Below are 23,910 nucleotides of genomic sequence, written 5' to 3'. Positions count from 1 at the left end.
TACTGGTTAGAATTTTATAACTTAGAAAATTGAAGCTTAAAAAATAGTCATAATAGAGTTTAAAGTCCGTCAAGTAAAATTTTATAAAGGCGGTTTATCTCATCGTCATTTAGCTCGATCGTGCTTTTTGTATCAAACAAATTTTTGATCTTGCTAGTGTCAAATTCGCTCCTATCAAGACAGTGCTTGTGAGAGGGTAAAAAACCACGAGTTAAGCAAAGCTCGCTCTCTATCTCCTCGTCGCAGATGAAGCACTCAAGCTCGCTGTGAAGCCTACCTTCATACTCTAAAATTTTAACGTAGCTTTCGATGATAAGGCGTTTTGGATTTTGCAGCTGCATCTGTTTGGCGCAGCGATCAAGCTCGTTAAAGTAAATTTCATCGAGCTGCTCGACCTCTTTTAGATGATCATAAAGTAGGCGCATGAACTGCTGCCAAATGATGAGCTTGTCTCGCTCTAACAGCCATTTAAAGCCAAGATGAATTATGCTTCTAAGTTTTGGTAGAAATTTCGCCTCTTGCTCGAGCTCAAAGTCGATCTTATAGCCAGTCATGATATTTGAGTGGCGTGCGCCAAAAAATCTATACGACTTTACGAGCAAATTTGGCGTTAGCACAAAGACTAAAAGGTCCTCGTCTCTGACCTTTTGCACGCGCAGGATGTAGCCTTGCATCTAGGCAAAAAACTCCCTTATGCGCTCTCTCATCGCTGTCGCGTCTTTGATGAAATTTACATCGTTTCTAAAGGTTGTTGCACCGTCGATGCCCTTGCTGTACTGGTGCAAATGTTTTCTAAATATGCAAAGTCCGTGCTCACCGTAATGCTCGATCATCGCATCAAAGTGAGCTAGGATGATCTTTTGTTTTAGCGCCTTATCCACGCTAGTTTTAGTCTTTATCTCGTGAAATATCCAAGGGTTACCGATGCTTGCTCTACCGATCATTAGGGCGTCGCATTTTGTAAGGTTTAAAATTTCATCTGCATTTTGCGCATTTATATCGCCATTTGCCACGACTGGAATTTTTACACTAGCCTTTACTCTAGCGATCGCTTCGTAATCAACCTTTGCGCTGTATCCACCAGCTCTGGTGCGCCCATGTACTGCGATGTAGTTTGCGCCGGCTTCTTCGCAGGCTTTTGCTATCTTTTCTTCATTTTTGTCGTTAAAGCCAAGTCTAAATTTAACACTCAGGCTCTCTTTGTTTGAGATGCTTTTTATGGCTGAGATTATATTTTGAAGTTTATCAAGATCATTTAGTAAGGCTGAGCCTGCACCTTGTCTAACGACCTTTGGTACGGGGCAGCCGCAGTTTAGATCGAGCCCATAAATTCCATCAAATTTATTGATTATCTTCACAGCTTTTTTTATATTTTCTATGTCGCTACCAGCTATCTGGACGACGTAAGGCTCTTCGTTTGGGGATTTTTTAAGCATTTCAAGAGTTTTGTCACTGCTCTCATAGACCAGAGCATTTGCGCTGATCATTTCGCTAACAGTGACATCGCAGCCAAATTTCTTAACTACGCTTCTTAATGGCAAGTCAGAAAAGCCAGCAAGAGGTGCTAAGAAAAGTGGCTTTTTACTAAAGTCTATCATTTAAAAAATAACGAGCTAGGGACCATTTTGCCGTTATCTCGTAAAAACAGTAAGACCTTTATCTCTTTAAACTCATCTGGATCGCTACCTTCGATAGCTTCTCTTACTTTATCAAGCATTTGAAGCTCAAACAGTGCATATACGTAAGCCTCATCAGCGTCAGCATGGATGCTTTTTAGTTTTTCAAAGATGCCAATAAATGCATCTGGTTTTAGTTTATTTTTAAGCATTACAGCGGCTTTATCGTATTGAGCTTTTGTCACTTTTGCGTTGTTTAAAAGATCAAAAATTTCATCACTGCTTAGATCGATCTCGTCATTTACAAATCGGGTAATAATAAGCATTATATCTTCACTTGCTAGCTCAAAATTTAATCTTTTGATCTCGCTAAAAGAAGCTACTTTTATGAGTTTATCAAATGCAGCTTTTTTAAGACTCTCGTTTTGATCTTGGTTTTTAAGTACGTCAAGATAGTAAGTTGGTAGTTGCTCGATTTTATTTAGCTCATTTAGGATATTTAACTTGCTATCTTTTGCTAGTCTAAATTTCTTTAGATCGACGATCTCTTTATTTTTTATACTTTTTATAGTTTGTAAGATATTGTTTATCTCAGCATCATCTACACCGACATCTTTAAGCTCGCCTACTGGTGAGATAGAGCGAGTAAGCTGTGAGGCGATCTTGTAAGTGTCGGTTTTGAAGTCTTTATTGCTCTCAAAGCCAAGAAGCGTCTCTTTGGCTAAGTCTTTATAAAGCTGGCTATCTTTTTTGATCCATTTTTTATATCTATAAAAAGCATATCCATGATAAGCGATATGAAGTAGGGCAAGAAGCGCTAAAACAGCTACTGGAAGAGCGACCCAAATAGCAATTGGCAAAGTTATAGTTTGGCCTAAAAGCTCAAATGTGTAATCAGAACTATTAAGAGAATAAGTGAGTCCTGCAACAACTACTATATAGATTATGCAATAGACGAGAAATTTTCTAGTTTTCATATTTTCTCCTTAGTTTTTTGCTGTTTTTTCGATTATTTCACGGCAAGTTATGCAGTATTTTGCATGTGGTTTTACTTTTAGTCGCGGTATGCTGATCTCCTCTTCACACATATCACAAATTCCATAAGTTTTATTTGCTATCTTCTCTAGTGCTTCATCTATCTCTGATAGCTCTGCTCTTTGTTGCGTCGAGATGGAATGCTCTATTAACTGGTCTGTATTTACTGAGGCTATATCAAACTCATCGCTTACACCACTATCTCTTAAGCCATTTACTTCAACAGATGAATCATAGATATTTTTTTTGATCTGTAATTTTCTTTCTTCAAGTAATTTTTTAAAAAAATTTAGCTCAGTTTGTGTCATTTATATTCCTTTATTTGTGGTATGGGTGGTTTGCATTTATGCAAAGTGCTCTAAAAATTTGCTCAAAAAGTACAAGCTTGGCAACCTTATGTGCCATTGTCATCTTGCTCAAACTTATGATTTTTTGCGCTTTGTTCTTTAAATTTTGACTAAGGCCATAAGCTCCACCTATGAAAAAGTTAATTTGTGAATTTGAGTTTAAAATTTGTGCAAATTCTTGACTATCAAGTTGTAAGCCATTTTCATCAAGCATTACGCAAAAGCCCTTTAAATTTGGCTCATAAATTTCATCATAAGCTCTTAAAGCTTCGCTTTTTCCAGCACTTTGAGCTTTTGCTATTTTTTCATTAAAAAAGACTTTATCGTTTATCTTGGCAAATTTTGCACTCATTTTTATATATTCTTGTATTTCGTTTTCAAAGTTGTCATGTGATGATTTTTGAATACTAAAAACTGAAATTTCCAAATTTAGCCTTTGGTTTTTAGCTTTAGTTCAAAGTTATTTCCGCTCTCATCTTGTTTATCTTTTTGATGTATTGTCTTATTATTTGTGAGAAATTTAACCATATCGCTTATATATTTTTTATGTTCGCTTCTTGGCACAATAGCATCGATTAAGCCATGTTCTAATAAAAACTCAGCTCTTTGAAATCCCTCTGGAAGGTCAGCACCAATGGTTTGTTTGATGACCCTTTGACCGGCAAAGCCTATCAATGCGCCAGGTTCAGCAATTATTAGATCTCCAAGCCAAGCAAAAGAGGCACTAACGCCACCCATCGTCGGATCAGTAAGTATTGAGATGTAAGGTAGTTTCGCTTCATCAAGTAGTTTTAAAGCAGCTGATGTCTTTGACATTTGCATCAAAGAAAATGTACTCTCTTGCATTCTAGCTCCACCTGAAGCGCTCACTATGACTAAAGCTTGGCGTTTTTCTATTGCCCGTTTTATCGCTCTTACGATCTTTTCACCCTCAACTGAAGCTAGCGAACCACCCATGAAGCCAAAGTCAAAAACAACTAGCTGGATCTCTTGTCCGTCGCATTTACCTTCGCCACATATCACTGAGCTTGTGCGTCCTGTTTTTTCTTTATTTTCTGTGATTCTTTTTTTGTATGATTTTTTATCAACAAAATTTAATGGATCTACCGGTTTTAAATTCGCATCAAATTCTACAAAGCTATCTTCATCACAGATCAAATTTATACGATCGGTAGCTTTTAATCTCATATGATAGCCACATTTCGGGCATACATTAAAACAAGCTTCAACTTCTTTGTAGTACATCAGTGAGTGACAATTATCGCATTTTACCCAGTGTGTAGGTGCTTCTTCTGGACGAGGTTGAGCTTTTCTTATCTTTGAAAAAATGTCTGAGAAATTCATATTTTTACCCACTTATATTAAAAATTGTGGGATTATATCTAATGTTTGCCTTGCTTTTTCTTATATGACTTAAAGTTTGTTTATTTGTGGAGGTTTAAAGGGGCAAGTTAGCCCCTTTAAAGTATCTTGTTAGAATCGTCTTCCGATAGTAAATTCAAATGTATTTGTATCATCGCCCTCTTTAGGTTTAAGAGCTTTTGCAAAGATTAGTTGAAGTGGTCCGATAGGAGTTATCCATTCTATGCCAGTACCAACTGAAGATCTTTTTATCTCATTTAGGCTATTCTCACCGATCATGCCGTAGTCATAAAATACAACGCCACGCATTTTGACACGATCTATTATAGGGAAGCTTATTTCAGCTGAATTATTAAACGAAGTTTCGCCGCCATATTCGTAGTAGTCGCCATTATATTTTACCTTTGGAGATACGGTTCTGCTCTCGTAACCACGCAAGCTTCTTATACCACCAAGGTAAAGTCTTTCGTTGATCGGGGTATATCCTCTTTCCCAAATTTTGCCAAAGCTAGCCTTGTATCTTAAGATAAGATCGTAGTCGATGTACTCTCTAAGGCCTAGGTAGTAGTTGAAATTTGTGCGATTTTTGATAAAGTCTATATCGCCACCAAGCCCAGCTATCTCAAATGATGTGCTAGCTATGATGCCACGTCTTGGCAAGTAATAATCATCGGTGCTATTATATGTTAAAGCCGGAGTTATAGCGCTTTTTATAGCTTTACCTTCTCTATAAATTTCTTTTTTGGTTTTTGTGTTGATATCTCTTAGTTCATCATCTTTTAAGGTAATTTTGCTTTGCTCAATGTTATAAGTAAGTGATGCACTTAAATTTCTAGTTAGTTTTCTACCTAGTGTTGTGCTAAAGCCATAGCTTCTCTCTTTATATGTTCTCCAGTCATAGTCATTTGCGTAAAGTGTTCCACCAAGGCTATACTCTGAGTCAAAAATTCTTGGGTTTGTAAGACTTATCTGGCCTGAAAGCTCTCTGTCACTTTTATCAACACTTACTTGTCCTTGAAGGCCAGAGCCAAAGATATTTGTGTCAGAAAGTGCTGCATTTAATAATAGTCCGTCACTACTGCCGTATCCGATACCGCCGCTTATTGAGCCAGTCGAAGCCTCTTTTACTTTTACTTTTAGATCGACAGTATTTTTATCAACTGGATCTTCTTCTATCTCAACATCGTCAAAGTAGCTTGTTCTTTTTAATGCATCTTTTGAGTCTTGAAGGTCGGTTCTGCTATATAAATTTCCTTCAGTTAGATAAAGTTCGCGTCTTACAACGCGGTCAACAGTCCTATCGTTTCCTGAAATTTGAACATTTCTTATATATACTTTTTCACCAGGATCTACTTCATAATCAATATCGACAGTTTTGTTTTCATCAAATTTATCAGTCTTTGGATAGACTTTTACAAACGCATAACCTTTATCAGCAACCATATCATCGAGCTTTTTCATATCTTGGCGAAGTCTTGCTGAGTTCATTGTATCGCCAGCCTCAAGCCTAAAGTCATCTATAATCTTTTTAGTGTCAAGCTCTAGCTCTTCAGGTGCTGTAATACTTACATTTGAAACCTTATAAGGCTCACCCTCATGAACATAATAAGTAAGATCAGCTGTGTAGTTATCAAACGATGAATTTAAATAAGGTGACGAAATAGTCGCGTCTAAATAGCCTTTTTGGAAATATTTGTCTTGGATCCTTGCTGGGTCATTTTCAAGCTCAAAAAGTTTAACTTTACCATCATTTCTGCCCCAAAGCCAGCCCATAAATTCTCTACTTTTATTTGCAACTACTGGCTCAATGTCGTCATAATCAAACTCTTTTGCACCGACTAAATTTACATTTTTGATTATCATATTTTCGCCGCGGTTTATGTTGAGCGTTATGAAAAGTGAGCTGTCGTTATCTGCAACTGGTTGTTTTTCTACGTCTACAACGGTATCAAAATAACCCTTTGACTCATAATACTGACGAATTCTCTCTTTAGTTTTTTCTATTGTAAGCTCATCATACATATTGCCTGGTTTGATGTTGATTAGCGACTCTATGGCAGTTTTATCATTTGTTACGACGCCTTTTAGATCGACTCTCGCAACACTTGGCTTCTCTTTTACAGCTACTAAAAGATTGCCATTGCCTGTATCTTCTATGTAGATATCGTCGAAATAATTTTGTTTGTATAAATTTGTGATCGCCTTATCGCTAAGCTTTGGAGTCAAATCCTGACCGACTTTTAGGCCCATTATTTGGCTTGCTACTTCAGGCGAAAGGTGAATTAGGCCTTTAAAATTTATTGACTGGATTGTTTGTGCGCTTAGGCCACTGAAAGCTAATGCTAATAAAAATAATTTCTTTTTCATTAAATTTAACCTAGAGTTTTAGTATAAGTGCGTATAATATCATATTTTATTTTTAATAAATTTAAATTTTATAATTTTGAAGGTTTTTTATGAAAATAGGTATCATCGGACTTGGTCTTATGGGTGGCTCACTTGGGCTAGCATTAAAAGATGAAAAATTAATCTCTTGTGTTAGCGGATACGATAAAGACGAAAATCATAGCAAAAAGGCCTTAGAGCTTGGCTTGGTGCATGAAATTTTAAGCATTGACGAGATGAAAAAGAAGTGTGACATCATCTTTTTGGCTGTGCCAGTCGAGGCTATCGTGAGCATCGTGCAAAATTTAACCGATATTAGCGAAGATACAACTATCATTGATTTTGGCTCAACCAAACAAAAGATAATAGAAGCTGTGCCAGAAAAAATTCGTAAAAATTTTATCCCAGCTCATCCAATGGCAGGTACCGAGTATTCTGGTCCAGAGGCTGCTTTCAAATCACTTTACACAGGGGCAACTGTTATTGTTTGTGACTTTGCAGAAAGCGCAGAAAAACATGTAAAAAGAAGCGTTGAGTTATTTTCTTGCCTTGGTATGAAGATTATTTTTATGAGTGCGAAAGAACATGATCATCACGTGGGTCTTATTTCGCATTTGCCTCATGCGATTGCATTTTCTCTAGCGAGTGGAATTTTAAAAGAAGAGGATAAAAGGCATATCGTAGCACTAGGTGGACCTACATTTAAGGGAATGATACGTGTCGCAAAGAGTTCGCCTTTTATGTGGAGTGATATTTTTAAGCAAAATAAAAATAATGTTGTTGAAGCTATAAATATGTTTGAAAAAGAGCTAAATTTGTGCAAAGATCTCATCAAAGATGAACGCTGGGATGAACTTTTTGCTTGGATGAGCGACGCTAGAGCTGTAAGAGAAATTTTGTAATTAACTAAAAATTTATTGATTTACGTGTAAAATTTCGCAAATAAAATTTAAGGTAAAAATATATGTATAGACGTGGAATTGGCGGTTTTGGTATTGTTGTGCTTTTGCTAATTTTAATTTTAGCCGGTAGTTTTGGCTATGCTTTGATGTCAAAAGATTTTGAGCGAAATGAGCCGATAATCGGTGTTGCTGATAAGGTTTATTGGAATCTTAGAACCCCAATGAATATCAAATTTAAAGATGATAGTGGTATAAAATTTGTACGAATTAGTATGAATGATGGGAAAAATGATCTAAATTTATTAAATCAAATCATACAAAATCCAAGTACTGAACTTGATGTAAATTTAACCTTTCCAAAGACTGGCTTTTTTGCTCAAAAAGATACCTATGAGATGAATATCGAAGCTGTAGATACTAGCAAATGGAGCTTTTTTACTGGCAATAAAGCTAGTAAAAAAGTCGAAGTAGTGCTTGATACTTCAAAACCTGATCTTTACGTGCTTTCACAGTCTTATTCTATCTCAAAAGGTGGTAGTGCTGTTGTGGTCTTTAGAGCAACTGATAATCAGCTAAAAGAGGTCTATGTACAGACAAATTTTGGTAAGAAATTTAAGGCAGTGCCATTTTATAAAGAGGGCTTTTATGCAGCACTTGTTGCTTGGCCAGTTCAGGTTGAAAATTTTAGTGCTGAGGTCATTGCAAGAGACTTTGCAGGCAACGAAAGCAAGTCACATGTTAGATATTTTTACGAAAATGTAAAGTATAAAACTTCAACTATTGCATTAAATGATAGATTTTTAGATGGTAAGATAGTTGATCTAACTGATCAATATGCAAAAGATCCGAGTGCGCTTTCAAGGCTTGAAAAAATGAGATTTGTCAATGAAACGCTTAGAAATTCAAACGAAGAAAAAATAACAGCACTTACTACAAATCCTGGCGATAAGATGTTATCTGGCTTTAGTGTGACACCATTTTATCCACTAAGAAATGGTAAAAAAGTGGCTGACTTCGCCGATCACCGATACTATACATATAATAACGAGCAAGTAAGCGAATCATGGCATATGGGAATAGACTTTGCAAGTGTGGCAGCAGCCCCTATAATAGCTAGTAATGCCGGTCGTGTTGTGCTAGCATCTGAAAATGGAATTTATGGATTAAATATTGTGATCGATCATGGATTTGGGCTTTATTCGCTTTATGGACACTGCTCAAGCGCTAGAGTAAAAGAGGGCGATATGGTGGCAGCTGGCGATCAGATAGGTACTACTGGAACTAGTGGTCTTGCACTTGGCGATCACCTTCACTTTGGAATTTTGGTTCAAGGCGAAGAGGTAAGACCACAACAATGGATGGACAAAAAGTGGATAAAAGACAATATCACAAGTGTCTTAGATGTTGCAAAAGCGATGATAGACAAGAACTAAAAATTTGCAAAATTGATTTTTTAGTGCTATCATAAGCAGATTAAAAATATAAGGAAAATTCTTGAAACAAACTACTATCGCAAGACGCGTTGAGACCGTTGGTATAGGGCTTCATAAAGGTGAGCCGATAAGACTTATACTAGAACCTCTTGATGCAAATTCTGGTATTATTTTGCACCGAGAAGATCTTGGTATTAGTTTTAAAGCTGAACCTAAAAATGTTATAAATACGCAGATGGCAACTGTTGTTGGCAATGAAAAGGGCTTTATTAGTACGATTGAGCATCTAATGTCAGCCATAAATGGTTATGGCATTGATAATATTAGAATCTCTGTTGATGCAAATGAAATTCCAGTGATGGATGGCAGTGCAATAAGCTTTTGCATGCTACTTGATGAAGCTGGCATAAGATATCTTGATGCTGGCAAAAAAGTAATTCTTGTTAGGCGCGAAGTTGAAGTCGTTGAGGGTTCTAAATTTGTACGAACTTCACCTTCAAGAAGTCCAAAATTTGACTATACGATAAAATTTGATCATCCAGTTATTGGTGAACAAAGATATGTTTTTGATTTTAGTAAAAGCTCTTTTATAAAAAATATAGCTCGTGCTAGAACTTTTGGCTTTTTAAAAGATTTACAACGTTTACAAGCTCAAAATTTAGCCCTTGGTGCATCACTTGATAATGCCGTGGCAATCGATGATACACATATCCTAAATCCAGAAGGCTTGAGATTTGAAAATGAGTTTGTAAGGCACAAAATTTTAGATGCGATCGGTGATTTAAGCTTGCTTGGAGCGCCTTTGTTGGGCGATTATACAGCATTTGCTGGAAGCCATGACCTAAATCACAAATTAACTCTTGCTTTGATGTCCGATGAGAAAAACTACGAGATCGCAACTCTAAATGGCGAACTTCTAAAAGAGTATCAAAAGGTATTTGCATAGAAAATATTGAAATTTTAGTTGTCTCTTTATCGACTCCGCTCTTGGTTGGAGTTTATAAAGACGGCGTAAAATTTGATGAAATTACGACTGATGAACATGTCAGTGAAGCTTTGATAAAAATCTTAGAAAATTTATCCTCTAAATTTAATATCACAAAAATTATCTATGCAAATACGCCTGGAAGCTTCATGGGGCTAAAGGTGGCCTATGTAATATTAAAAACATTTTCTTTGGCTAAAGGCTGCAAATTTTACGCCGTTAGTGGCTTTAGTTTAAATGGTCACCAAGCTATAAGAGTAAATAAAAATTTAAGTTTTGTTTTAAAAGATGGCAAAATTTCACTTGAAAAAGTGGAGCCAGTAGGATTTAGGTTGCCTTTAAATTTAGATGAATTAAAACTAAATTCAGATACACTTCCAGATTATATCATCCAAGCAGTTTAGGAGAAATTTTGAACATCTTAGTGCCTGCAACAAGTGCAAATTTGGGTCCTGGTTTTGATGCTTTGGGGCTTAGTTTGAAGCTTTTTAATAGTGTGAAAATCGAGTCAGCAAAATTTAGCTCAGTGTCGATAAACGGCGAAGGCAGTGGAAGTGTAAATTTAAAGAGAAACAATATATTCTTAAGTATTTTTAATGAAATTTTTTTTGAGCTAACTGGTAAAAATGAAAATTTTAGAGTCGTTTTTGAAAATAATATCCCATTTTCAAGGGGGCTTGGCAGTAGCTCTGCTGTTATCGTTGGGGCCATTGCTTCAGCGTACGAAATGGCTGGCTTTAAGGCAAGCAAAGAGACAGTTTTAAATAAAGCTATCATCTATGAAACCCATCCTGATAATATCTCGCCAGCAGTTCACGGTGGATTTATCAGCGCGATCGTAAAAAATGGTAATGTTTACGCAAATAAAATAAGTTTAAGCGATGAGATAAAAGCAGTAGTTGTTATCCCAAATAAACCGATGAGCACATCCTCGTCAAGACAAATTTTACCAAAGAACTATACGATGAAAGAATGCGTAAATAACTTATCTCATGCCGCTTTTTTAACGTCTTGTTTTTATGAAAAAAAGTATGATCTCTTAAAAATAGCAAGCAAAGATTTGATGCATGAAGAGCGTAGAATGCACGCTTTAGAAGAACTTTTTGAAGTTAGAAAAATAGCTTATGAAAATGGTGCTTTAATGAGCACGCTTTCAGGCTCAGGTTCAAGCTTTTTAAACATCGCTTACAAAGATGATGCTAAAAATTTACGAGATATTTTAAAGAGTAAATTTGGTGATTTTAGGGTTGAGGTTTTTTCATTTGATAACGATGGATACGAAATTACGCAAAGCTAAAAACAAGTTTAAAAAGATATAATGAACAAAAATAATCCTGTAAGGACATGTGTCGCTTGTAAAATTAAAATTTCTCAGAGCTTGCTAAAAAGATACCGCTTGGTAGGTAAAAATTTAGAGCATGGCAAAGGAAATGGTCGTAGCTTTTATCTGTGTGACAAATGTATACAAAAAGATATAAAAATTTTAAAAAAAATAATTGATAAACAAACTAAAGGTGCTTTTATTTGTGATGCACCGAAGTTAAAGGAGATACTCTTAAATGAGCAATGTTAGGATTTCAGAGATCGCAAACGAGCTTGGCTATCCAAGTAAAGAGATAGTAGAAAAAGCTCAAGAGCTAGGATTAAAAGTCAAAACTCACTCAAATGCAGTTAGCCTTGAAGAGGCCGAAGCTATATATGAATATGTTCAAACTGGCGTGATACCAGATAAATTTAAAAAGAAAAAGAGTGAACCTAAACCAAAAAAAGAGCCTAAAAAAGAAGTAGAAAAAGAGTCAGTAAAAAAAGAAGAAAAGCAAAAGAGTGAACCTAAAAAAGCTACTACTAAAACTGAGTCAAAGTCGGTAAAAGCTGAGCCTAAGAAAGAGGCACAAATTTTAGAAGAAAAACAAAAAATTGAGCCTAAAAAAGAAGAAATCAAAGTAGAGCAAAAACAAGTCGAAGCTCCAAGACCAAAAGAGAGTTTGGCCGATGTGACTCAAAAAAGACGTGGCCTTGTGATAGTAAAAAAGAAAAAAGATTATGAAGCACCAATTGCTACAAAAGAAGAGAAAAAGCCTGAACCAAGCATAGCTAACATAAGCGATTTTAAAAGTATGTTTTCAGCAAGTGATGAAAATTTAGCTAAGAAAAAGAAAAAAGATAAAAAAGTAGTTGTTGCAAGTAAAAAGGATAGCGCCCAGAAGATGGATCTGCTTGACGGAAGTTATTTTGGTGACATAGTGCTAGAAGATGAAGATGTAGTCGTTCTTCCTGATTTTAGTTTTAAAACTCCGGCACCAGCACCAGCTCAAAAGACAAAACAGCCAAATGTTATGAGAACTACGGTCAATAATACAATAAATTCTTTTGGCGAGGGCGGCATTCAAAGAAGAGCTAGAAAAAAACACAAAAAGCCTGAAAATAAACAAAATAATGAAGCTGTGACGTCTATAAATATTCCAAAAGAAATTCGTGTTTATGAATTTGCTGAAAAGCTAAACAAACAGCCAAGCGAGATCATTGGTAAGCTTTTCATGCTTGGCATGATGACAACAAAAAATGACTTTTTGGATGAAGATGCGATAGAAATTTTGGCTGATGAGTTTAATGTAGAGGTTAATATCATCGATGATCAAAAAGAATTTGACTACGTAGCAGCCTATGAAGAAGAGATAAAAGACGATGAAAATCTCCAGCCAAGAGCACCAGTCATAACCATCATGGGTCACGTTGATCATGGTAAAACTTCATTGCTTGATTACATAAGAAAATCACGTGTAGCAGCAGGAGAGGCCGGTGGTATCACTCAGCATGTTGGTGCTTATATGGTAAATAAAAACGGCAAAAACATCACATTTATTGACACCCCAGGTCACGAAGCATTTACTGCTATGCGTGCAAGAGGTGCTGGTGTAACTGATATAGTTATCATTGTTGTTGCAGCAGATGATGGCGTAAAACCACAAACAAAAGAGGCGGTCAGCCACGCAAAAGCTGCTGGTGTACCAATAATCATCGCTATAAACAAAATGGATAAAGAGTCAGCAAATCCTGATCTAGTAAAAACTGGTCTTGCCGAGCTTGATATCATGCCAACAGAGTGGGGCGGAAAATATGAATTTGTGCCAATCTCTGCAAAAACAGGCATGGGTATAGATGATCTGCTTGAGATTGTACTTTTACAAGCTGATCTTTTAGAGCTAAAAGCAAATCCAAAGGCAAACGCAAAAGCAACTGTCATCGAGAGCTCACTTCAAAAAGGTCGTGGCCCAGTCGCTACTATTATCGTTGAAAATGGCACGCTTCATGTTGGAGATACTGTCGTAGCTGGTGTTGCATATGGAAAGATAAGAAGCTTGCTTGATGACCAAGGTAAGCCTTTGCAAGATATAAAACCAGGCGAATGCGGTGTTATAGTAGGTCTTAGCGAGATAGCAGAGGCAGGCGAGACATTAATAGGCGTAAAAACTGACAAAGAGGCTCGTGAATACGCACAGAAAAAAGCCGAATACATCCGCCAAAAAGAGCTCAGCAAGAGTACGAAAGTTAGTATCGATGAGCTTAGTGCTAAGATCGCTGAGGGCGAGCTAAAGACACTTCCAGTCATCATCAAAGCTGACGTTGGTGGCTCACTTGAGGCACTAAAAGCAAGTCTAGAAAAACTAGCAAATGATGAGATCAGAGTAAATGTCATCCACTCAGGTGTTGGCGGCATCACGCAAAGCGACGTGGCACTTGCTAGTGCGAGCGAAGACTGTATAATCCTTGGTTTTAACATAAGACCAACTGGCGAGATAAAAGAAAAGGCAAAAGAGAGCGGTGTTGAGATAAAGACTTATAATGTTATCTATAATTTAATTGACGATGTGAAGGCGATTTTAGGTGGATTAATGTCACCGATCATCAGAGAAGAGCAGCTTGGTCAAGCTCAGGTTCGCCAAGTGATCCATGTGCCAAAAGTTGGAACTATTGCTGGATGTATCGTCACTGAGGGCACGATAAACAGAGGGGCAAAAATTCGCCTTATTAGAGAAGGAGTGGTTGTTTATGAGGGCTTGGTAAGTTCGCTAAAACGCTTCAAAGATGATGTCAAAGAGGTCGCTAAAGGTTATGAGTGTGGCGTTGGTATTGAAAATTTTAACGACATCAGAGAAAACGACTATATCGAAAGCTTTAAAGAAGTCAAGGAGAAAGCTACTCTATGAACGCTAACGAAATAAAGCGTATGAGAACAGAGAGTGTGCTAAAAGAGCTCATTCCAGAGGCTCTAGCTACTCTTGAAGATGGTATTTTAAAGGGGCTTTGCGTCACTGATGTCGAGTGTAAAAAGGGCAGATACGACGCCTTTGTTTATCTTGACAAAATGGCATTTGATGAGCGTGAACAAGAGTATATTTTGGGACATTTGAAGCGAGTTTGTAGGCACTTGCAAAACCACTGCATGGCAGCTGAGGGCTGGTATAGATGTCCAAATTTTCACTTTAAATTTGACGATAGATTAGAGTATCAAAACCATATGGATAAGTTGTTTGATAAAATTTCAAAGGATTTAAACAAAAATGGATAATTTAGACAAACTAGTACGCGAATGCGGTGTCGAGCTTTACGACAGCGAGATTACAAATGAAAATGGCAGGGCTATTTTTAGAGTTTATATCACAAAAAATGGTGGAGTGAGCCTAGATGACTGCGAAAAAGTGAGCCGTCTGCTCTCGCCTATCTTTGACGTGACACCACCAGTTAGCGGGGATTATAACCTTGAGGTTAGTTCACCTGGCCTTGAGAGAAAGCTTAGTAAGCCATCTCACTTTAAAGCGAGTGTTGGCGAGCTTGTAAAAGTTCAAACCGAGGCTGAGAAATTTGCGGGAAGGCTCGTAAAAGCGGACGAAGAAAGTATCGCAGTTGAAAACGAAGAGGGAATTTTTGAGATCAATATCAGTGAGATAAAAAAAGCAAAAACATATTTGGAGTGGTAAAATGCTAAGCGACATCGAGATAACTCACCAAACAAAACTTGAACACATCAGTAAGGTTGCCGCAAAACTAGGCTTAAACGAAGACGAGCTTGAACTTTACGGTAAATATAAGGCAAAAATTTCTCCAAGGCTTGAGACGTCAAACTCAAAGCTCATCTTAGTCACCGCTACCAATCCAACCCCATACGGCGAGGGTAAAACGACTATGTCGATCGGTCTAGCTGATGCGCTAAATTCACTTAATAAAAAGGTCTGTTTGGCACTTCGTGAGCCATCTTTGGGGCCAGTTTTTGGCATAAAGGGTGGAGCAGCAGGTGGTGGCTACTCGCAGCTAGCACCGATGGAAGATCTAAATTTACACTTCACCGGCGATTTTCACGCGATAACATCGGCAAATAACCTGATTTCAGCGATGATAGATAATAGCCTCTATCAAGAAAACCCGCTAAAAATCGAGAAAATTTTATGGAAGCGCTGTATGGATATGAACGACCGCGCGCTTAGATTTATCACTGTGGGTCAGGGCGGTAGAACAGATGGCGTGCCAAGAGAAGATGGCTTTAACATCACCGCTGCAAGCGAGATCATGGCTGTGCTTTGTCTAGCTACGAGCCTTTCTGATCTAAAAGAGCGTGTGGCAAATATCATGGTTGCCTACGATAGCGATAAAAAGCCTATCTACGTGCGTGATCTAGGCTGTCAAGACGCTGTTTGTATACTTTTAAAAGATGCGATCAAGCCAAATTTATTTCAAACATTAGAGCACACACCTACGCTCGTGCATGGCGGCCCATTTGCAAACATCGCACACGGCTGCAACTCCGTCATCGCAACAAAAACGGCTCTAAATTTGGCCGACTATGTCATCACTGAAGCTGGCTTTGGCTCGGAGCTTGGCGCTGAGAAATTTTTAGATATAAAATGCAGGATCGCTGACATCAAGCCAAGCGCTGTGGTGCTTGTAAGCACGATCAGATCGCTAAAATATAATGGCGAAGCAAATAAAGATGAGATCACAAAACCAGATATGAACGCCCTTAAAAAAGGTATCGAAAACCTTGGCGGCCACATCGAAAATTTAAAAGTCAAATTTGGTCAAAACGTAGTTGTGGCGCTTAATAAATTTGGCTTTGATACTGGTGAAGAGATAAATTTCGTAAAAGAGTACTGCCGTGAGCTTGGTGTAGAAGTGGCAGTTTGTGAGAATTTCTTAAAAGGTGGTAAAGGTGCGCTTGAGCTTGCCGATCTAGTTTTAAAAGCGTGCGATAAGCCAAGCAAGATAAATTTCACATACGAGATGAGTGACGATACGAAAACTAAAATAGAAAAGGTCGCTAAGGAAATTTATGGAGCTGGCGAGGTAGTCTTTGAAGAGGCCGCTCTTAAAAAGCTTGAGATGATAAAAGAGCTAAATTTGAGCCATTTGCCAGTTTGTATCGCAAAAACACAGTACTCATTTAGCGACGATGCGAAACTTTTGGGTAGAGCAAAGGGTTTTACTTTTAGTGTAAAAGACCTTGACATTAGAACGGGGGCTGGCTTTATCGTCGCAGTCTGCGGTAAGATCATGCTAATGCCAGGACTTCCAAAAGTACCAGCCGCTGTCAATATGAGGATAGACGCAGACGGCAAGATCGACGGCTTATCGTAAATTTAGAAAATATGAAATTTGTAAAAATACTCTTTTTAATAGTTTTAAGTGTTTTCTTCGTTGGATGTGGGGGAAGATATAAATATAATGTTGAGCCAACGCCGATACAAAAAAGCGTGGCTAAATATATTGTTAGTGATTTTAACCTAACATTGACAAATCAACCAACTAGATACGAGCACAACACTAACTATAAAAATGAAAGCGAACTTCGTGATGAGTTTGTGGAATTTATAAACAAACATCTAAAAGAGCAGGGCATTTTATGGGACGAAAATAGCTTCAAGATAAAAATACAAATGGACTATGAAAGATGGTTTAACTGGGATGGCAAGGCGTTAAACAAGCCACACTTTCGCTATAGCGTGAAAATTTATGATAACGCTGATAGGCTTTTGGTCTCTTACACTATACCACTCTCTACAACGAAATATAGCTATTTTAAAGAGATCGCTGTTTTGGCGGAAATTGCTGCATTTAGGTGGGACGCGGAGGATGAGCCGACCGATATCGACTTGATCTCAAAAACTCTTGTTGATGAGATAAAAGATATAGGAAAATAAAAATAGTCTGCTAAGATGAACGACGAATTTTACATGGATCTTGCTTTAAGCGAGGCTTGGAAATTTCAGATCCTGACCTATCCAAATCCAGCCGTTGGATGTCTTATTCTTGATGAAAATGGTCAAATTTTATCTTGCAAGGCTCATGAAAAGGCTGGATATTTACACGCTGAACCGACAGCGATATTCTTTGCGCTTTGTAAAAAAAGTGAAAAATTTAAAGATGATTTTATAAAAGCGTATAACGATAAATTTAGCTCTAATATAAAAGAGGGCGAATTTGGCCTTTTGGAGCCAAAATTTACCTATGAATTTATACTAAAAAATCACTCAAATTTACTAAAAAATGCAAAGGCTTACGTCACTCTTGAGCCTTGCTCGCATCATGGCAAAACGCCACCTTGTGCAAATTTACTAAAAGAGCTTGGTTTTAGAGAGGTGATAATAGGTAGCCACGATAAAAATAAAATCGCAAGTGGTGGCGCTAATTTACTTAAAAGCGCTGGAGTAAAAGTTAAATTTGGCATTTTAAAAGAGCGCTGCGATAAGCTGCTTGAGCCATTTTTAGCCTATCAAAATGGTGGATTTAGTTTTTTAAAAATAGCTCTTAGTAAAAATGGCGTGGCAAGTGGTGGCATCATCACAAATGAGCTTAGCCGCACGCACGTCCATAAACTAAGAAGCGTCATAGATACGCTAGTGATCGGCGGCAACACGGTGCGAGTTGATGGCCCAAAGCTTGATAGTAGGCTAGTAAGTGGCGGCAAAAACCCAGACGTCATAATCTACTCAAGAAGTGATAAATTTGATGAAACATTGCCGCTTTTTAGCGTGCCAGGTCGCAAAGTTAGCATTCAAAAAAAGCTTAGCTTAAAAGGGCTTAGCATGTTTGAAGGCGCTGGTGAGTTTTTAAAACTTGCAAAAGATGGCAAGCTAGCAAACGTAAAATGGCTACTTATCTATCAAAGCTCAAATTTTAAGGATGGTAAAAGCTTGAGCCTTGATCTAAATTTAAAGCCACTATTTAGTGGGAATTTTGGAAACGATAGCTACACTTGGTATGAAATTTTGGATTAAATATCTAGTCCAAAATAGTGCTTAACTAAAAACCCAATGCCAAATGAAATGATCGCAACACCAAAAGTTATCACACACATCTCAATCACTCTTGGTAAAAATTTAAGCTCTTTTGCCACGCTTATGTAAAAGTTGTAAGTGATGATGGCAACTAGCGCAAAGAAAAACATCGACAAAACAGCGTAAAGACTGCTTGAAAAAATAAAAAATGGAAGTATCAAAAACGCCGTTGTTATGATGTACGAACCGCCTGTGTAGAGCGAATAGGTAAGCGGTTTGATCTCGTCGCTTGGATTTTCTTTTGACTCAAGATAGGCCGATCCTGCCATAGAAAGAGCAGCTGCAATACCCATTATAAGGCCTGTCGCACCAACTGATTTTGTATTTGAAAAAGCAAGTGCAATACCACTTAGTGTGCCAGTTAGCTCAACTAATGCGTCATTCATACCAAGAACAATGCCACCAGCATTGACTAGTTTCGTATCTTTTAACATAGAGATTAAATTATTTTCATGATTTACTTCTTCATCATAAATATCTTTAGCTTCAGGATACTCATCAACGATATCAAGATAAAATTGCTCTGCGTCTTCTTCACGTGACTCCATAAATTTTAAAGTAAAAGATGTTCCAAAAATTTTAACTAGTATCGTATAGAAAATGACTTTGAATAAATTTGCAGTTCTACTCTCACCTGTTATCTTTTGGCAAAAAGCATAGTGTCGTTTTTCTTCAGTGATTAATTTACGAAGTATTTTTTTATTTTCTTCGATTTTTTCACTAGCTTCGAGTAATGTATAGATAGCGGTATCATCTGCTTCATTTTGTAGCTGTTTTAAAGCACGCTTTTTATCTAGCATAAATTCCCCCTTTTTAAATTTTGTAAGATTTTGGATTTTGAAGTGTAAGATTAGATGGTGCGATCAGCGAGACTCGAACTCGCACACCTAGCGGCACTACCCCCTCAAGATAGCGTGTCTACCAATTCCACCATGATCGCAAAAAGAGTAAAAGCCCCAAAAAGGGGCTAAATTTAAGCTTTACGCTTAGCCAAGCATTGGGTTTGCGTAAAGAACAATAAGTGTAATAACAAGTGCGTAGATAACTTGTGCTTCGATCATCGCAAGAGCGATAAACATTGTAGTCATAAGTTTGCTACCAACACCTGGGTTTCTAGCTGTTCCACTAATTGTTGCAGCAGCTGTATTGCCCATACCAATAGCGCCACCAAGAGCTGCAAGGCCAAGGCCAATACCACCAGCGATAACTGAATATGATCTAATCATCTCGCCATCAGCGCCAAATGCGAATGCAGCAAGACCAAGAATTAAAAACACGATCTTTTTCATCGTTGCTCCTTTAAAATTTTAAAGCTCTTTCGGATCTGTCCCCTACTTAAACTTTATGAGCCGTAATATTACAAAAACAAAACTTTGTTTCAAATAAAAACACTAAAAATTTAAATTGCCCATAAAAAATTCTTGGCTTAGAAAAATAAAAGTTTTTTTATGTTATCTTTGAAAAAATTAATTTATTCTTAATCTCAGGTAATCAATGATAAATGAAAAATTTTCAAAAATAGGCTTTGTTCTTGCTATGGCGGGATCGGCTGTTGGACTTGGTAATGCATGGAAATTTCCAACAATGGTAGGAAACAATGGCGGTTCAGCGTTTATAGTTTTATATTTACTTCTCACGTTTGCTATCGCTTTTGTAGCGTTTTTAGCAGAGCTTAGCATTGGTAAGCTTGGTGAGAGTGACGTTGTAAGCTCCATTTATAAACTTGCTCCAAAACATAAAAAAATATGGTCTTTTTCAGGCTTTTTTATGATAGGAGCGATACTTATTGCTTCGTTTTATATGGTTGTCATTGGCTGGATATTAAAATACATTTATCTTAGTTTTTCGCCACTTTTGAGCAATCAAGAAGAGGCGGCCCAGCAGTTTAATACGCTTTTATCGAATGACCTAAGTAGTGCTATTGTTTGCTTTAGCTTGGTCTTTTTGATGGTATTTTTTGCTGTTTCAAAAGGTGTGAAAAGTGGCATTGAAAAGCTAAATATCTGGATGATGCCAGGTCTTTTTATACTGCTTGTTTGTATACTTTTTTATGCAATTAGCATGGGTGATGGTTTTGTTAAGGCGGCTAAATTTTTATTTGTGCCAAATTTTAGTGCGATCACGCCAGATGTTGTTTTGCAAGCTCTTGGACTTGCGTTCTTCTCACTATCTATGGGCGTTGGTGTAATACCGACATATGCTGCAAATTTACCAGAGCAGACAAATCTTATAAAATCAACGCTTTCTATCATCTTTATAAACATATTAATAGGCATTATGATGGGGCTTGTGGTCTTTACATTTATATTTGCTTATGGAGCTGATAGTACGGCAAGTGGCCCGGGTCTTATCTTTATCTCACTTGTTACGCTCTTCGCAAAACTTGGGATAGTTGGCAATATTATGGCCATCGCATTTTTTGTTTCACTTTTATTTGCTGGTGTTACAAGTGCTGTTTCGATGATTGAACCATTTGCTTATTATTTGGTTAGAAAATTTGAAATTTCACGAAAAATGGCTCTTGTTTATATTGGAATTTTTGTCTATATTTTAGGCCTTTTTTGTATTTTTTCATATTATGCACATACGGCTAATATCTTTAGTATTTTTGGTAAGCCAGTCTTTGATGCACTTGATTTTCTTACTTCAAATATAATGATGCCAATAGGTGCCATAATTTTTAGTTTTTTTGTTGGCTATAAACTTAAAAAAGAGAGCCTATATCTACTCTTTGGCGAATTTATGGGAAAAGTATTTTTTGAAATTTGGTATTTTGCTTTAAGATACATCGTACCAATCGCAATTTGTGCCATCATGATCTATCAAATAGCAGGTAAATGATGGATAGATTTAGTAAAGTTGGTTTTGTTCTTTCTATCATTGGAGCGGCTATTGGCCTTGGTAATGCATGGAAATTTCCATATATGGTCGGTAGTAACGGTGGTTCAGCATTTATTCTTATATATCTATTTTTTGCTTTTGTGGTTGGCCTTAGCATATTTTTTGCTGAGATGGCAATGGGTAAAATTTCACGCCTTGATACGGTTGGGGCATTTAAAAGTCTAGCTACAAAGGGGGCAAATTCTTGGAAATTTGCTGGTGTTGTGATGGTGACAGGGCTATTCATCGCATCTTTTTATACGCTCATTATTGGCTGGGTTTTAAAATATGTTATCTTAAGTCTTGGCGAGCTTCCAAAAAATATGGCAAGCTCAGAAGCGCTTTTTGTAAATTTTACTTCAAAGGGCATAGAGGAGCAAATTTTATATTTTAGCATCGCTTTTTTTGCATACTTTTTTATACTTACAAAAGGTATAAAAAGCGGAATAGAGCGTATAAATGTATATCTTATTCCAGCACTTTTTATTTTACTTTTGCTTATGCTCGGCTACTCTTTTGGTATGAATGGATTTGATGAGGCGGCTAAATTTTTACTAGTGCCTGATTTTTCAAAGATAGATCAAGGCGCTATCTTAAATGCTCTCGGGCTAGCTTTTTTTACGATGTGTATTGGCATTGGCTGCATTTTAACCTACTCATCAAGCCTAGGCAATGATACAAATTTGTTCACTTCATCGCTTTATGTAGTCTTTGCAAATATAATTATTAGCGTAATTATAGGGCTTATAGTTTTTACATTCACCTATGAATTTGGCTCAGAGCCATCAAAGGGTGCAGGGTTAGCATTTATCTCGCTTCCAACGCTTTTTGCAAAGCTTGGTTTACTTGGAAATTTCTTAGCTTTTGCATTTTTTACATCTTTATTTTTTGCTGGTATAACATCGGTTATTTCGCTAGTCGAGCCATTTATATTTTTCTTAAATAAAAGCTTGGGATTTAGTAGAAATAGATCAATTATTATTGTTGGCACCGTAGTTTATGTTTTAGGGATTTTATGTGCATTAAGTGGTATTGGCGATTTTAAAGAAGCACTTACATTTTTTGGTAAGAGCTTTTTTGATTTGCTTGATTATCTTAGCTCAAACATTATGCTCCCACTTGGTGGCATTATATTTGCCATTTTTGTTGGGTACTTTATGAAATTTGAGCTTTTAAAAGAGCTATTCTTGCCTTATATGGGTGAGATTGTTTTTAAAATTTGGTATTTTTTAATAAGGTTTGTAGCACCAGTTCTAGTTTTTGTGGTGTTAGTAAGGGAGATTGCATAATGGCAAAAGAACAGTTTTCTAAAATAGGTTATGTTTTAGCAGTTGCAGGGTCAGCTGTTGGACTTGGCAATGCGTGGAAATTTCCATATATGGTCGGTGAAAATGGTGGATCGGCATTTGTTATTTTATATCTTTTGATAACGTTTTTAGTTGGTATACCTATCTTTATGGCAGAGCTTAGTATTGGCAAGCTTAGCGAAAGTGATAGTGTAAATGCCTTTAGAAAGTTGGCAAATAAAAATAAAAATTTATGGCAGTTGGTTGGAATTTTAGCTATGGTAACCGCAGCTATAATCTCATCTTATTATATTGTTATCATCGGCTGGGTCTTTAAGTATTTCAGCCTATCTTTTACCGGTCTTCCAAATGATATAGAAAGTTCAAAAGTAATATTTAACGAGCTTCTTACACATGGTCTTGGTGAGCAGACACTTTATTTTGTTATAGCATTTGTAGCTTGCTTTTTTATCCTTTCAAAAGGAGTGAAAAGTGGCATTGAAAAGCTAAATGTTTGGATGATGCCAAGCCTATTTATCATGGTTTTAATCATGCTTATCTTTTCTATGACGATGAATGGCTTTACAAAATCGGCTGAGTTTTTACTTGTTCCTGACTTTAGCAAAATTTCATTTAACTCGCTCTTGCTTGCTCTTGGGCTTGCTTTTTGGACACTATCTCTTGGTATGGCAGCGATCATTACATATTCAGCCAGTCTAAGCGATGATACAAATTTAGCTACTTCTACGCTAAGTATCGTCTTTATAAATATCGTCTTAGCCATCATGATGGGTCTTGTTATCTTTACATTTATATTTGAATTTGGTGCAGAGCCATCTCAAGGACCAGGACTTGTCTTTATCTCTCTTCCAACGCTCTTTGCTAAGCTTGGTGTGATAGGTCAAATTTTAGCTGTGGCATTTTTTGCAGCACTTATCTTTGCTGGCATTACTTCAGCCATCTCTATCGTAGAGCCGTTTGTATTTTTCTTGATCAGAGAGTATGGCATTAGCAGGATAAAAGCTCTTAGCATAGTTGGAGCCGGTGTTTTTGTTTTAGGATTTTTGTGCCTTTTATCAAATATAGAAAATGTTGGCGATAAATTTATGCTCTTTGGTAAAAATTTCTTTGATTTTCTTGATTTTACTGCTTCAAATGTTCTGCTTCCAATTAGTGGTATAGGTGGAGCGATATTCGTTGGATATTTTATGAAAAGAGAGGCACTTTATGTGCTATTTAGTCCATATATGAGTGACTTTGTATTTAGTGCATGGTATTTTTTATTAAGATATGTGGCGCCAGTTTGCGTCTTTATCATCATGATAAATAAATTGTTTTTTTAAGGGTTG

The 23,910-nt window shown here is 36.9% G+C and carries 24 protein-coding genes and 1 tRNA gene; 15 read left to right on the top strand and 10 right to left on the bottom strand.

What is annotated here, in order from left to right; genetic code table 11:
• Positions 1 to 59 precede the first annotated feature (59 nt).
• The 7 genes from recO to bamA form a co-directional block, all read right to left on the bottom strand.
• The gene (gene recO / locus A3223_RS03135; RefSeq protein ID WP_084108792.1) at positions 60 to 674 is read right to left on the bottom strand and encodes a recombination protein RecO; all 615 of its coding nucleotides are present in this window, start codon (positions 672 to 674) and stop codon (positions 60 to 62) included.
• Positions 675 to 1,598: a tRNA dihydrouridine synthase gene (locus A3223_RS03130; RefSeq protein WP_084108789.1), complete on the bottom strand. Its 924-nt coding sequence runs from the start codon at positions 1,596 to 1,598 to the stop codon at positions 675 to 677.
• Complete coding sequence (locus A3223_RS03125) at positions 1,595 to 2,593, bottom strand: uroporphyrinogen III synthase HEM4 (protein ID WP_084108786.1); 999 nt, start codon at positions 2,591 to 2,593, stop codon at positions 1,595 to 1,597. The genes A3223_RS03130 and A3223_RS03125 overlap by 4 nt, the downstream gene beginning before the upstream one ends.
• 9 nt (positions 2,594 to 2,602) lie before the next feature.
• Complete coding sequence (dksA, locus tag A3223_RS03120; RefSeq protein WP_035167251.1) at positions 2,603 to 2,959, bottom strand: RNA polymerase-binding protein DksA; 357 nt, start codon at positions 2,957 to 2,959, stop codon at positions 2,603 to 2,605.
• Positions 2,960 to 2,969: 10 nt separating this feature from the next.
• Entirely contained in the window at positions 2,970 to 3,425 is a 456-nt protein-coding gene (locus A3223_RS03115; protein WP_084108783.1) for a 23S rRNA (pseudouridine(1915)-N(3))-methyltransferase RlmH, read from the bottom strand.
• A 2-nt stretch (positions 3,426 to 3,427) separates the two neighbouring features.
• The gene (gene accD, locus A3223_RS03110; protein ID WP_084109277.1) at positions 3,428 to 4,342 is read right to left on the bottom strand and encodes an acetyl-CoA carboxylase, carboxyltransferase subunit beta; all 915 of its coding nucleotides are present in this window, start codon (positions 4,340 to 4,342) and stop codon (positions 3,428 to 3,430) included.
• Between the two features lie 129 nt (positions 4,343 to 4,471).
• Complete coding sequence (gene bamA / locus A3223_RS03105; RefSeq protein WP_084108780.1) at positions 4,472 to 6,727, bottom strand: outer membrane protein assembly factor BamA; 2,256 nt, start codon at positions 6,725 to 6,727, stop codon at positions 4,472 to 4,474.
• A gap of 89 nt (positions 6,728 to 6,816) precedes the next feature.
• On the opposite strand from bamA, the gene A3223_RS03100 reads away from it, so the two are divergent.
• The 12 genes from A3223_RS03100 to ribD all read left to right on the top strand — a co-directional run bounded on the left by A3223_RS03100 (position 6,817) and on the right by ribD (position 18,335).
• Positions 6,817 to 7,647, top strand: coding sequence for a prephenate dehydrogenase (locus tag A3223_RS03100; protein ID WP_084108777.1), 831 nt, complete (start codon positions 6,817 to 6,819; stop codon positions 7,645 to 7,647).
• 62 nt (positions 7,648 to 7,709) lie between these two features.
• A complete protein-coding gene (locus A3223_RS03095) occupies positions 7,710 to 9,080 on the top strand; it encodes a M23 family metallopeptidase (protein WP_084108774.1) in 1,371 nt (456 codons plus the stop codon).
• 61 nt (positions 9,081 to 9,141) lie between these two features.
• Positions 9,142 to 10,026 carry a UDP-3-O-acyl-N-acetylglucosamine deacetylase gene (lpxC, locus tag A3223_RS03090; RefSeq protein WP_084108771.1) on the top strand — a complete coding sequence of 295 codons (885 nt, stop codon included), beginning with the start codon at positions 9,142 to 9,144 and terminating at the stop codon, positions 10,024 to 10,026.
• Between the two features lie 41 nt (positions 10,027 to 10,067).
• Positions 10,068 to 10,469 (top strand): glycoprotease, encoded by a 402-nt coding sequence (locus A3223_RS03085; RefSeq protein ID WP_084108768.1) that lies wholly within the window; start codon positions 10,068 to 10,070, stop codon positions 10,467 to 10,469.
• Between the two features lie 8 nt (positions 10,470 to 10,477).
• Positions 10,478 to 11,362, top strand: coding sequence for a homoserine kinase (thrB, locus tag A3223_RS03080; RefSeq protein WP_084108765.1), 885 nt, complete (start codon positions 10,478 to 10,480; stop codon positions 11,360 to 11,362).
• 21 nt (positions 11,363 to 11,383) lie between these two features.
• A complete protein-coding gene (locus A3223_RS03075; protein ID WP_084108762.1) occupies positions 11,384 to 11,638 on the top strand; it encodes a hypothetical protein in 255 nt (84 codons plus the stop codon).
• Positions 11,625 to 14,273 (top strand): translation initiation factor IF-2, encoded by a 2,649-nt coding sequence (gene infB, locus A3223_RS03070; RefSeq protein ID WP_084108759.1) that lies wholly within the window; start codon positions 11,625 to 11,627, stop codon positions 14,271 to 14,273. The genes A3223_RS03075 and infB overlap by 14 nt, the downstream gene beginning before the upstream one ends.
• Positions 14,270 to 14,635, top strand: coding sequence for a 30S ribosome-binding factor RbfA (rbfA, locus tag A3223_RS03065; protein WP_084108756.1), 366 nt, complete (start codon positions 14,270 to 14,272; stop codon positions 14,633 to 14,635). The genes infB and rbfA overlap by 4 nt, the downstream gene beginning before the upstream one ends.
• Entirely contained in the window at positions 14,628 to 15,044 is a 417-nt protein-coding gene (gene rimP, locus A3223_RS03060) for a ribosome maturation factor RimP (RefSeq protein ID WP_084108753.1), read from the top strand. The genes rbfA and rimP overlap by 8 nt, the downstream gene beginning before the upstream one ends.
• A gap of 1 nt (position 15,045) precedes the next feature.
• A complete protein-coding gene (locus A3223_RS03055) occupies positions 15,046 to 16,695 on the top strand; it encodes a formate--tetrahydrofolate ligase (RefSeq protein ID WP_084108750.1) in 1,650 nt (549 codons plus the stop codon).
• A gap of 11 nt (positions 16,696 to 16,706) precedes the next feature.
• Positions 16,707 to 17,258, top strand: coding sequence for a hypothetical protein (locus tag A3223_RS03050; RefSeq protein ID WP_084108747.1), 552 nt, complete (start codon positions 16,707 to 16,709; stop codon positions 17,256 to 17,258).
• Positions 17,259 to 17,273: 15 nt separating this feature from the next.
• Positions 17,274 to 18,335 carry a bifunctional diaminohydroxyphosphoribosylaminopyrimidine deaminase/5-amino-6-(5-phosphoribosylamino)uracil reductase RibD gene (gene ribD, locus A3223_RS03045; RefSeq protein WP_084108744.1) on the top strand — a complete coding sequence of 354 codons (1,062 nt, stop codon included), beginning with the start codon at positions 17,274 to 17,276 and terminating at the stop codon, positions 18,333 to 18,335.
• Here the strand turns inward: ribD and A3223_RS03040 are convergent.
• The 3 genes from A3223_RS03040 to A3223_RS03030 all read right to left on the bottom strand — a co-directional run bounded on the left by A3223_RS03040 (position 18,332) and on the right by A3223_RS03030 (position 19,684).
• On the bottom strand, positions 18,332 to 19,195 hold the full coding sequence (locus A3223_RS03040) for a VIT1/CCC1 transporter family protein (RefSeq protein WP_084108742.1): 864 nt from the start codon (positions 19,193 to 19,195) through the stop codon (positions 18,332 to 18,334). The two genes, ribD and A3223_RS03040, sit on opposite strands and share 4 nt — an antisense overlap.
• A 55-nt stretch (positions 19,196 to 19,250) precedes the next feature.
• A tRNA-Leu gene (locus A3223_RS03035) sits at positions 19,251 to 19,335 on the bottom strand.
• 46 nt (positions 19,336 to 19,381) lie between these two features.
• Positions 19,382 to 19,684 carry a F0F1 ATP synthase subunit C gene (locus tag A3223_RS03030; protein WP_004317263.1) on the bottom strand — a complete coding sequence of 101 codons (303 nt, stop codon included), beginning with the start codon at positions 19,682 to 19,684 and terminating at the stop codon, positions 19,382 to 19,384.
• 205 nt (positions 19,685 to 19,889) lie between these two features.
• Between A3223_RS03030 and A3223_RS03025 the strand changes: the two genes are divergently transcribed.
• The 3 genes from A3223_RS03025 to A3223_RS03015 are packed head-to-tail and all read left to right on the top strand — an operon-like array spanning position 19,890 to position 23,904.
• Positions 19,890 to 21,236, top strand: a complete 1,347-nt coding sequence (locus tag A3223_RS03025) for a sodium-dependent transporter (RefSeq protein ID WP_084108740.1) — start codon at positions 19,890 to 19,892, stop codon at positions 21,234 to 21,236.
• Entirely contained in the window at positions 21,233 to 22,564 is a 1,332-nt protein-coding gene (locus A3223_RS03020; RefSeq protein ID WP_084108737.1) for a sodium-dependent transporter, read from the top strand. Before A3223_RS03025 ends, A3223_RS03020 begins: the two co-directional genes overlap by 4 nt.
• Positions 22,564 to 23,904: a sodium-dependent transporter gene (locus tag A3223_RS03015; RefSeq protein WP_084108734.1), complete on the top strand. Its 1,341-nt coding sequence runs from the start codon at positions 22,564 to 22,566 to the stop codon at positions 23,902 to 23,904. Before A3223_RS03020 ends, A3223_RS03015 begins: the two co-directional genes overlap by 1 nt.
• Positions 23,905 to 23,910: the final 6 nt, after the last annotated feature.

It is taken from the genome of Campylobacter concisus, from assembly GCF_002092855.1.
GTDB classification, from domain to species: domain Bacteria; phylum Campylobacterota; class Campylobacteria; order Campylobacterales; family Campylobacteraceae; genus Campylobacter_A; species Campylobacter_A concisus_AI.
The sequence above is the reverse complement of the archived record's forward strand: the minus strand, read 5'-3'. Positions and strand labels throughout refer to the sequence as shown.

What these genes read in the sequence shown, in the direction of transcription:
- recO (WP_084108792.1), bottom strand. Translation starts at nt 674, where the DNA reads ATGCAAGGCTACATCCTGCGCGTGCAAAAGGTCAGAGACGAGGACCTT.
- rbfA (WP_084108756.1), top strand. Translation starts at nt 14,270, where the DNA reads ATGAACGCTAACGAAATAAAGCGTATGAGAACAGAGAGTGTGCTAAAA.
- A3223_RS03040 (WP_084108742.1), bottom strand. Translation starts at nt 19,195, where the DNA reads ATGCTAGATAAAAAGCGTGCTTTAAAACAGCTACAAAATGAAGCAGAT.
- accD (WP_084109277.1), bottom strand. Translation starts at nt 4,342, where the DNA reads ATGAATTTCTCAGACATTTTTTCAAAGATAAGAAAAGCTCAACCTCGT.
- A3223_RS03055 (WP_084108750.1), top strand. Translation starts at nt 15,046, where the DNA reads ATGCTAAGCGACATCGAGATAACTCACCAAACAAAACTTGAACACATC.
- dksA (WP_035167251.1), bottom strand. Translation starts at nt 2,959, where the DNA reads ATGACACAAACTGAGCTAAATTTTTTTAAAAAATTACTTGAAGAAAGA.
- A3223_RS03025 (WP_084108740.1), top strand. Translation starts at nt 19,890, where the DNA reads ATGATAAATGAAAAATTTTCAAAAATAGGCTTTGTTCTTGCTATGGCG.
- A3223_RS03030 (WP_004317263.1), bottom strand. Translation starts at nt 19,684, where the DNA reads ATGAAAAAGATCGTGTTTTTAATTCTTGGTCTTGCTGCATTCGCATTT.
- A3223_RS03015 (WP_084108734.1), top strand. Translation starts at nt 22,564, where the DNA reads ATGGCAAAAGAACAGTTTTCTAAAATAGGTTATGTTTTAGCAGTTGCA.
- infB (WP_084108759.1), top strand. Translation starts at nt 11,625, where the DNA reads ATGAGCAATGTTAGGATTTCAGAGATCGCAAACGAGCTTGGCTATCCA.
- A3223_RS03020 (WP_084108737.1), top strand. Translation starts at nt 21,233, where the DNA reads ATGATGGATAGATTTAGTAAAGTTGGTTTTGTTCTTTCTATCATTGGA.
- ribD (WP_084108744.1), top strand. Translation starts at nt 17,274, where the DNA reads ATGAACGACGAATTTTACATGGATCTTGCTTTAAGCGAGGCTTGGAAA.
- A3223_RS03100 (WP_084108777.1), top strand. Translation starts at nt 6,817, where the DNA reads ATGAAAATAGGTATCATCGGACTTGGTCTTATGGGTGGCTCACTTGGG.
- A3223_RS03095 (WP_084108774.1), top strand. Translation starts at nt 7,710, where the DNA reads ATGTATAGACGTGGAATTGGCGGTTTTGGTATTGTTGTGCTTTTGCTA.
- bamA (WP_084108780.1), bottom strand. Translation starts at nt 6,727, where the DNA reads ATGAAAAAGAAATTATTTTTATTAGCATTAGCTTTCAGTGGCCTAAGC.
- rimP (WP_084108753.1), top strand. Translation starts at nt 14,628, where the DNA reads ATGGATAATTTAGACAAACTAGTACGCGAATGCGGTGTCGAGCTTTAC.
- A3223_RS03050 (WP_084108747.1), top strand. Translation starts at nt 16,707, where the DNA reads ATGAAATTTGTAAAAATACTCTTTTTAATAGTTTTAAGTGTTTTCTTC.
- A3223_RS03130 (WP_084108789.1), bottom strand. Translation starts at nt 1,598, where the DNA reads ATGATAGACTTTAGTAAAAAGCCACTTTTCTTAGCACCTCTTGCTGGC.
- A3223_RS03125 (WP_084108786.1), bottom strand. Translation starts at nt 2,593, where the DNA reads ATGAAAACTAGAAAATTTCTCGTCTATTGCATAATCTATATAGTAGTT.
- A3223_RS03075 (WP_084108762.1), top strand. Translation starts at nt 11,384, where the DNA reads ATGAACAAAAATAATCCTGTAAGGACATGTGTCGCTTGTAAAATTAAA.